The sequence below is a fragment of the Pseudomonas sp. AGC41 genome (assembly GCF_057334555.1).
In genome coordinates this window covers 16,889-26,006 of sequence record NZ_JBHFJB010000062.1, presented here as the reverse complement: position 1 = coordinate 26,006, position 9,118 = coordinate 16,889, and the positions used below count along the sequence as shown (strand labels likewise).

Annotated in this window: 7 protein-coding genes; 5 read left to right on the top strand and 2 right to left on the bottom strand. The window is 62.7% G+C overall.

The genetic code is table 11. From position 1 onward, the window contains the following. Positions 1 to 245: 245 nt before the first annotated feature. From ACE04F_RS11795 to ACE04F_RS11780, 4 genes are all read left to right on the top strand, one after another. Complete coding sequence (locus tag ACE04F_RS11795) at positions 246 to 2,630, top strand: hybrid sensor histidine kinase/response regulator (RefSeq protein WP_486106860.1); 2,385 nt, start codon at positions 246 to 248, stop codon at positions 2,628 to 2,630. A 73-nt stretch (positions 2,631 to 2,703) separates the two neighbouring features. Then, entirely contained in the window at positions 2,704 to 4,353 is a 1,650-nt protein-coding gene (locus ACE04F_RS11790) for an acyl-CoA dehydrogenase family protein (RefSeq protein WP_486106858.1), read from the top strand. Positions 4,354 to 4,520: 167 nt separating this feature from the next. Continuing rightward, positions 4,521 to 6,020, top strand: coding sequence for an AMP nucleosidase (amn, locus tag ACE04F_RS11785; RefSeq protein ID WP_305501175.1), 1,500 nt, complete (start codon positions 4,521 to 4,523; stop codon positions 6,018 to 6,020). A 145-nt stretch (positions 6,021 to 6,165) separates the two neighbouring features. Further along, positions 6,166 to 6,732, top strand: coding sequence for a pseudouridine synthase (locus tag ACE04F_RS11780; protein ID WP_486106856.1), 567 nt, complete (start codon positions 6,166 to 6,168; stop codon positions 6,730 to 6,732). Here ACE04F_RS11780 and ACE04F_RS11775 read toward each other — a convergent pair. Both ACE04F_RS11775 and ACE04F_RS11770 read right to left on the bottom strand, forming a co-directional pair. Then, positions 6,727 to 6,936 carry a DUF2788 domain-containing protein gene (locus tag ACE04F_RS11775; protein ID WP_305498615.1) on the bottom strand — a complete coding sequence of 70 codons (210 nt, stop codon included), beginning with the start codon at positions 6,934 to 6,936 and terminating at the stop codon, positions 6,727 to 6,729. The genes ACE04F_RS11780 and ACE04F_RS11775 overlap by 6 nt on opposite strands. 214 nt (positions 6,937 to 7,150) lie before the next feature. Next, positions 7,151 to 7,630 carry an Lrp/AsnC family transcriptional regulator gene (locus tag ACE04F_RS11770; protein ID WP_305498616.1) on the bottom strand — a complete coding sequence of 160 codons (480 nt, stop codon included), beginning with the start codon at positions 7,628 to 7,630 and terminating at the stop codon, positions 7,151 to 7,153. Positions 7,631 to 8,043: 413 nt separating this feature from the next. Here ACE04F_RS11770 and ACE04F_RS11765 point away from each other — a divergent pair, with 413 nt between their 5' ends. Continuing rightward, positions 8,044 to 9,024, top strand: coding sequence for a DUF6515 family protein (locus tag ACE04F_RS11765; protein WP_486106853.1), 981 nt, complete (start codon positions 8,044 to 8,046; stop codon positions 9,022 to 9,024). Positions 9,025 to 9,118 lie beyond the last annotated feature (94 nt).

Sequence of the window (9,118 nt, the reverse complement as noted above, 5' to 3'; positions counted from 1 at the left end):
CCCCCCCCCCCCCCCACGAATGGCCCGCCAGTACCAACCTGACCAAAGCAACAGCTCTATCTCAACGCTTGGCGCTGAGACGCCCGTGCTAGAGCCTTTTGTCGGAAAAATTTCAATGGTGTAAATTGGCCATCAACGGCTATGCTACGGATGGATCCAACCAATAACAGGTAATGCCGGTTTTACGTCTACTCAGGGAATGGGGGGCTTCCTGACTCAACCGGACAGGCCACGCTGGGGCTTTAATGCGCTATTTGCTGATGTTGCTGCTGTGCTTGTCCCCCTTGGCGAGCGCCCTTGAATTCGATGAATCTACCCGAAGCCTGCCCTTGGGCCAGGCCTTGCAGGTGTTCGAGGACGCCAGCGGCACGGCCACCCTCGAGGATGTCCTGGCCCAGGCCGCGGCCGGGCGCTTCAAACCCCACGACCAAGCCACGCTGAACGCAGGGTATTCGCGCTCGGCGTTCTGGCTGAAGATCGACTTGCACTACCGCCCGGGCAATCCCGGCTCCCAGCGCACCTGGCTGCTGGAGCTGGCGTATCCGCCGCTGGACCGCCTGGGCCTGTATCTGGCCGATGCCCAGGGTGTCTATCGGCTGGTTCGCCAGACCGGCGATGCCTTGCCGTTCGCCAGTCGCGAGGTCCGCCAGAACAATTACCTGTTCAGCCTGGATTTCCAACCCGATCAACGCCAGACCGTGTATCTGCGCCTGCAAAGCCAGGGCTCGATCCAGGCTCCGTTGACGCTCTGGTCGAGCACCGCGTACCTGGAACAGCAGCCGGTGCGCCTGTATGTGCTGGGCATCATCTATGGCGTACTGCTGGGGATGCTGGTCTACAACCTGTTCATCTACCTGAGCGTGCGCGACACCAGTTACCTCTATTACATCTTCTATATCGCCTCGTTCGGCCTCTATCAATTGTCGGTCAACGGCGCCGCGGTTGAGTATTTCTGGCCGGACAACCCTTGGTGGGCCAACGCCGCGACGCCGTTTTTCATCGGTTGCGCGGGGGTGTTTGGCAGTCAGTTCGCCCGCAGTTTCCTGCAAACCGCCCAGCACAGCCGCTGGCTCGACCGATTGCTGCTGGCGCTGATTGCCTTTGGCGCGATGGTGGTGGGCCTGTCGTTGATGACCAGCTATGCGCTGGCGCTGCGCCTGGCGACGGCGCTGGCCCTGGTGTTCACCGTGGTGATTTTCGCTGCCGGCTTGTTCGCCTGGTGGCGGGGGCTGCGAGTGGCGCGTTACTTCATCATTGCCTGGTCGGCGTTTCTGCTGGGGGGCGTCGTCAATACGATGATGGTGTTGGGTTACCTGCCGAACATCTTCCTGACCATGTACGCCAGCCAGATCGGCTCTGCCATCGAGGTGGCGCTGTTGTCCCTGGCCCTGGCGGACCGCATCAATGCCATGCGCGAACAGCAGGCGCAGACGCTGTTCGACGCCGGGCAGAAACTCGAAGTGCTGAACCAGCAGTTGGCCCAGGGCAACAAGCTCAAGGATGAATTCCTCGCCACGTTGACCCATGAGCTGCGCACGCCGATGAATGGAGTGATCGGTTGCCTGGAACTGATGGAAACCGTCGAGATGGACGAGGAACTCAGCCAGTATCAGCAGACCGCAGCCGGTTCGGCGCGGGACATGATGCGCATGGTCAACGGCATGCTCACCCTCACCGAATTGCAGGCCGGCAAGCTCAAGGTCTATCCGGCGCCGTTCAGCCTGCGCAGCGTGATAGAGGCCTTGCAGGTGCAGTTTGGCGCCAACGCGGCGGCCAAGGGCCTGGATTTCAAGGTCGATATAGCGCCCGGCCTGGCGGACCGCTTGTTGGGTGACAGCGGTAAATTGGCCCAGTGCCTGGAATGCCTGCTGGATAATGCCATCAAGTTCACCCGCGTCGGTGGCATCGCGCTGCGGGTCAGTGGCCGGACGTCGGAGCTCGATCGCCTGGTGCTGTCTTTCGCCGTGATCGATACCGGCATCGGCTTTACCGATCTGGGGGAGGCGACTCTGTACCAGCGTTTCTTCCAGCTCGACGGCTCGATGACCCGCGAATATGGCGGCCTCGGCGTCGGTCTGGCGATCTGCCGGCAACTGGTCGAATTGCTCGGCGGGCGCCTGACCCATACCTCGGAGCCGGAGCGCGGCAGCCGCTTCCAGCTGGACGTGGAATTTGACATCGCATTGCCTGTGGCCGTCCCGGCAACGTTTCCTGGCGGCGAACGCCGGGCCGCGCGCTTGCCTCAGGATTGCACGGTGCTGCTGGCCGACGACAACAACATCGACCACCTGGTGATGCGCGGAATGTTGCTCAAGCTTGGCTACCGAGTACGTACCGCCGACAGTGGCCGCGCGGCGCTGGAGCTGCTGCAGGGCGACAGTTTTGATGCGGTGCTGCTCGATTGCCAGTCGACACCATCGGATGGCGTGTCGGTCTGCTGTCAGATCCGCGCGATGCCAGGTTGCGAGGACCTACCCGTGCTGGTGGTCAGCCCGAACGTGGACCAGACGCATTGCCCTGCGGGTAGCCTGATCGATTACCTGAGCAAACCGGTGAAATTCGAAGCACTGCAGGCGATTTTGCAACGACGGATACTTTGTCCGAAGCAGGGTGAAAGCGCCGGTATTTAGGCGGATATGCCACTTTGATCGGCCAAGAGGCGGTGCTTAACTGAGCCCTGCTGGCCGACCAAGGAGCCCCGTCATGAACCTGCACCAGTTCGCCGAAACCCACGACGTCACCAATCAGCCACCCTCCCTGGATGGCGCCAACCTGTACCGTATCGACCTGCCGCTGCAAGAGTGGTCGCGGCGTTTCGGCGCGGGTTGGGCGCAGGCGCGGATCGATGCCTACGGTGCCTTGGCCGGCGGGCCGTTGATGGCGGCGGGGTTCCTGGCCAACCAGAACAAGCCGATATTTTCCAGTCACGACCGTTACGGCCATCGTATCGACCTGGTGGAATTTCATCCTGCCTATCACGAGCTGATGCGCACCGCCATCGAACATGGCCTGCCCAGCTTGCCGTGGAGCCATCCGCAACCTGGCGCGCATGTCGCCCGCGCCTCGATGACGTACCTGCACAGCCAGGCCGAAGCCGGCACCGGCTGCCCGTTGACCATGACCTTTGCCAGTGTGCCGGCCCTGCACTTGCAACCGGACCTGGCCGAGCGCTGGGTGCCGAAAGTGCTCGCCACCGAATACGATCCGCGTAACGTCGGCATGGCTCACAAGGCCGGGGTCACTCTCGGTATGGCGATGACCGAGAAGCAGGGCGGCACCGATGTGCGCGCCAACACCACCAAGGCCTATCCGGTAGGCGCCAGCGGCCCGGGCCAGGCCTATGAGCTGGTGGGCCACAAGTGGTTCTGTTCGGCGCCGATGTGCGATGCCTTCCTGACCCTGGCCCAGACCGACAAGGGCCTGACCTGCTTTTTGCTGCCGCGCCATCGCCCGGACGACACGCGCAATCAGTTCTACATCCAGCGGCTGAAAAACAAGCTGGGCAATTGTTCCAATGCATCCAGCGAAGTGGAGTTCCGCGGCGCCTTGGCGTGGATGGTGGGTGAGGAGGGCCGAGGCGTGCCGACGATCATCGAGATGGTCGCCATGACCCGCTTCGATTGCATGGTCGGCTCCAGCGCCCTGATGCGCCAGGCCCTGACCCAGGCCAGTCATCATTGCGCGCACCGCAAGGTCGGCGGCAAGTTGCTGAGCGAGCAGCCGCTGATGCAGAACGTACTCGCCGACCTGGCCCTGGAAAGCGAAGCTGCGTTGGCGCTGAGCTTGCGCATGGGCCGGGCGCTGGATCATTTGAACGATGAGCATGAAGCCAAATTCGCCCGGCTGGTGACGGCGGTGGGCAAGTACTGGATCTGCAAACGCGCCCCGGCAATGATCAACGAGGCGGCCGAGTGCATGGGCGGTGCCGGCTATGTCGAAGACAGCATCCTGCCGCGTCTGTACCGCGAGGCACCGGTCAATTCGACCTGGGAAGGCTCCGGCAATGTGCAATGCCTTGACGTCTTGCGCGCTCTGTCCAAAGAGCCGGGCGTATTGGAAGTGCTGTTCGACGAGCTGGGCGACGGCCATGGGGACAGACGCCTGGCGGCCCATATCGAGCGGTTGCACGCAGTGTTCAAGGACACCGATGACATCCAGTATCGTGCTCGGCAATTGACCGAAGACATCGCCGTCGGCCTGCAAGCCAGGCTGCTGCTCGAAGCGGGGAACAGCGACGTCAGCGATGCCTTCATCGCCAGTCGCCTGGGTTCCACTGGCCGGGTCTACGGCGCGTTGCCCCGCGACCTGAATGTCGAAGCCATCGCCGCCCGCTCGACCCCGCACGGCTTCTAAACAACCCATACCCCCTGTGGGAGCGAGCCTGCTGGCGAAGGCATTGGTACATTCAGCATCGATGGTGGCTGACACGCCGCTTTCGCGAGCAGGCTCGCTCCCACAGGTTTTTCCATCGGCGAATAGCCAATACGCCACTGTTCCCGTCGGCCCACGATGCAGGCAAGATGAAGGCCTGCAAGTCAGAACACAGGAAGCTGATCGTGACCGAAGCGTTTATTGTCGTTCAAACCGCCGAGCAAGCCGTGGATCGGTTGGCGGCCCTGCACGAGCGTGCGACCACCGCGCTGAACCAGGCGCTCAAGCGTTATCTCAAGGACCGCATCGAGCCCGATGCCGAGCAACGCGCGTTGTTCCGCTATCCGGCCCTGCGCCTGACCTACCATTGCCATGGCGAAGTCCCGCAGACCACCCGCGCCTACGCCAAGGTCCAGCTGCCGGGCACCTACAGCGTCACCGTCACCCACCCGGCGGCATTTCGCAAATACCTGCTCGAACAGCTCGTCCCGCTGATGCACGACTTCACCGTCACCGTCGAGGTGGGCGTCAGTGAGCAGAACATTCCGTACCCATATGTGGTGGAGCAGGGCGATGAACTGGCAGGTTCCGGTGTAACGGCGGCGGTGCTGGCGCGGGTATTCCCCAGCACCGACCTGTCGGCCGCCACCGACGGCATCGCCGATGGCCTCTACGATTGGGAAAACACCGACCCGCTGCCCCTGGCGCTGTTCGATGCCGCGCGGGTGGATTTCTCCCTGCGCCGGCTCGTGCATTACACCGGCAGCGATTGGCGCCATGTGCAGCCCTGGATCCTGCTGACCAACTATCACCGCTATGTCGACCAGTTCATCGTCCACGGACTGGAACAGTTGCGCAGCGATCCGCGTTTCGTGCGCATGGTGCTGCCGGGCAACGTGATCATCGACAAGAACATGGATCACGGTGAAGCCTCGGCCATCGCCGCTGGCGTGGTCTGGCATCGCTACCAGATGCCGGCCTACCACCTGCAAGCCAGCGATGGCCATGGCGTGACCCTGGTGAACATCGGCGTGGGTCCGTCCAACGCCAAGAACATCACCGATCACCTGGCCGTGCTGCGTCCGCATTGCTGGCTGATGATCGGCCACTGCGGCGGCCTGCGTCAGTCCCAGACAATCGGCGATTACGTCCTGGCCCACGCCTATATGCGCCGCGATGGCATCCTCGACCGCGTGGTGCCGCCGAACATCCCGATCCCGGCGCTGGCCGAAGTGCAGCTGGCGCTGCAGCAGGCGGCGGCGAACATCACCGGCGAAAAAGGCGACGAGCTGAAAAAACGCCTGCGCACCGGCACCGTGCTGACCTACGACGACCGCAACTGGGAATTGCGCTGGGCCCAGGAGCGTCCGCTGATCAACCTGTCCCGCGCGGTGGCGGTGGACATGGAAAGCGGCACCATTGCCGCCCAGGGTTATCGCTTGCGAGTGCCGTACGGCACGTTGCTGTGCGTCTCGGACAAGCCGCTGCACAGCGAGATCAAGCTGCCGGGCTCAGCCAACGCGTTTTATGAGCGGGCGGTCAATCAGCACCTCAAGATCGGGATCGCGGCGCTGGACCTATTGCGCAACGAACTCAACTCGTTGCACTCGCGCAAACTGCGCAGCTTCGACGAGCCGCCGTTCCGCTGATGCCGTGCTGAACGGTGGTTATTTAACGGTCGGGCCACTAGCATGTCGGCCTCGACCGTTGGATATTCTTGCCGCCATGCCCCGTCTTCCACGCCCCGCTTCCCGCCGCCCTGGCGCGAAGCCTCCCGCTTCCACCCCGCGCCGTGTGGCCAAGGCGCCTCCGGCCGAAGCGAAACTGATCCTGTTCAACAAGCCTTTTGATGTGCTGACGCAATTCAGCGACGGCGAAGGGCGCGCCACGCTCAAGGATTTCATCGACGTACCGGGCATCTACCCGGCCGGTCGGCTGGACCGCGACAGCGAAGGATTGCTGTTGCTGACCAATGACGGCCAGTTGCAGGCGCGCATCGCCGATCCCAAGCACAAGCTGGCCAAGACGTACTGGGTACAAGTCGAGGGCGAACCGAGCAGCGAACAATTGCAGCGCTTGCGCGATGGCGTGGAGTTGAACGACGGCATGACGCTGCCTGCCGAGGCCCGTCAGCTGGACGAACCGCAATTATGGCCGCGCAATCCACCGGTGCGCTTTCGCAAAAGCGTGCCGACGAGTTGGCTGGAGTTGGTGATACGCGAAGGGCGCAACCGCCAGGTACGGCGCATGACCGCCGCGGTGGGCCTGCCGACCCTACGCCTGGTGCGGGTCAGGATCGGTGACTGGACGATCGAAGGGCTCGATCAGGGGCAGTGGAAAGAAGTACCGGCGCGCTTATAACGAGCCGGATTCGATCAGGCCGATCACCACGCTTTTGATGATGAACGCCGCCACGCCGAGGCCAAGCACGAAAAACAGAATGAACGAGCCGAAACGCCCGGCCTTGGATTTCTTCGCCAGGTCCCAGACGATGAACCCCATGAAAATGATCAGGATGCTGACCAGTCCGGTCATCATCCACTCTTCGAAAACAGCAGGATCCATCGGTGCACTCCGGCGTGGGCGGGGTTGAGAAGGCAGGGCGAGTATACGGCATGGCGGCGGGGCGCAGGATCGGGCTGCGGCGGTGTGTCGCAGCTGTGCATCGCCCGGGCTGCCGATTTCGCGAGCAGGCTCGCTCCCACAGGGGGATCAGCTGTTTCGCAAATGTGCGTCCACCTGGATCAATGTGGGAGCGAGCCTGCTCGCGATGACGCTCTCAGCTGCGCAGGTGGGTAAGCGGCAGCTCGGTACTGTTGAGCACCTGGTTCAGCACAAAACTCGAACGCACGCTGGTCACGCCTTCGATCCGGGTCAGGTGGCCCAGCAGCAGCTTCTGGTAATGATCCATGTCCGGCACCACCACCTTCAGTTGGTAGTCCGCGTCGATGCCGGTCACCAGACTGCACTCCAGCACTTGCGGCAGGTTGCGGATCGCAGCTTCGAAGGTCTCGAAACGATCGGGGGTGTGGCGGTCCATGCCGATCAGCACGTAGGCGGTCAGGCTCAGGCCGAGCATCTTGCGATCGAGCAGAGCAACCTGGCGTGTGATGTAGCCGTCGTCCTCCAGTTGCTTGACCCGCCGCGAGCAGGGGGAGGGCGACAGGCCGATGCGCTCGGCCAATTCCTGGTTCGAGATGCGCGCGTCGCGCTGCAATTCCGCCAGGATGCTCAGGTCGTAACGGTCGAGTTTGCTCATTGAGCGGGCCTTTATTCGGTTAATTGCGGAAGATTATCCATCCAAGGGTAAAAATTGCGCAAGTAGTGTTTATTCAAGCAATCTTAGCAATCATCTGCCGGCGCGTCGGGCCTATGCTTACCACCAAGATCACTGCTCGGACAAACAGTCCAGTGCAGCCCGCCCAATCCGGCCGGCTGCGGTCGCAGTACCCATCGGTACTGGCAGACCCCCGAGCTGCACACTGTCCAGAAGACGGCGTGAGGTGAGCCGATGCCACAAGCGTCGCGCACGGACTAGATTCTCAAGGGGAGGCCGACGGGCCTCCCTTTTTTATGCCTGCGAAATAAACCCCGCGCCTGATAACCTGTCGCAGAACCGGCCTGGGCTTTTCCAGTCTTATTTGCAGGCCCCGAACCGCTGTGAGGAATTTCATGAAGTCGCGCATCTGGCGTTTGGCAGGTGTTGGTCTGTTGTGGGCAAGTGTCAGTGCGCAGGGGATGGCGGATGATCAGCAGAACCGTGGCGGCCCCAACGGTAATGGCCCGGGTTATTCAGGCCAGCCCCGGTCGCAAAGCAACGAGATCATTCGTGGCGATAACAGCCGGCAGTTCGAGGTTCAGCCGCAATCCCCAGGTGGGCAACACTACGAGCGTCCACCGCAGGACCCAAACGTACACAACCGCCCGCCGCAACAGCAACCCGGCAACAACCTGCCGATCCAGGGCCGGCCCGACAGCGTGACCCAGACCCAGGAGCCGCGACCGGGCTACTACCGCGACATTCCACGGCGCAACGACGGCTATCCGAACGGCGGGCCGCGTCCAGGCCACGACAACCGGCCCGATCAGCACTGGCCCGGTCGGCCGGACGGCCATGGCAACGGTTGGGGGCAGGGGCCGCAATATCGGCCAGGGTATGTGATCGATCGCTTCCCGGATCGGAATTATCGCGTGCCTTATCGCGGCCAGGATTATTTCTACTCGGGCGGCTACTGGTATCGTCCGCAAGGGCCGCGTTATGTCGTGGTGCAGCCACCTCGGGGCATTCGCACCCGTTACCTGCCCGATTATGCCCGTGAGGTCTGGATCGGCAGCTCGCTGTTCTTCCTCGCTGCGGGGGCCTATTACATTTATGAAGCCAACACCCGGGATTACGTTGTGGTCGAGGCGCCGGTCGCCAACCCGCAGCCGCAGCCCCAGGGCAACAGCTTCGACGTGGTGGCTTATCCGGCCAACGGCCAGTCGCCCGAGCAGGTCAACCAGGACGGCTACGATTGCTATCGCTGGGCGGTGCAGCAGAGTGGTTTCGACCCGCGCACCTATACCTACCCACCGGCGCCGGAAGTGGTGCAGACCTATCGCCGGGCCCAAGGTGATTGCTTGAGCAGTCGTGGGTATCAAGTGACGTACTGAGATTGTGCGAGCGGCATGCCCGCTCTTTGTGGCGAGGGAGCTTGCTCCCGCTCGGTTGCGCAGCGACCGCATAATTTTGGGGCCTGCTGCGCAG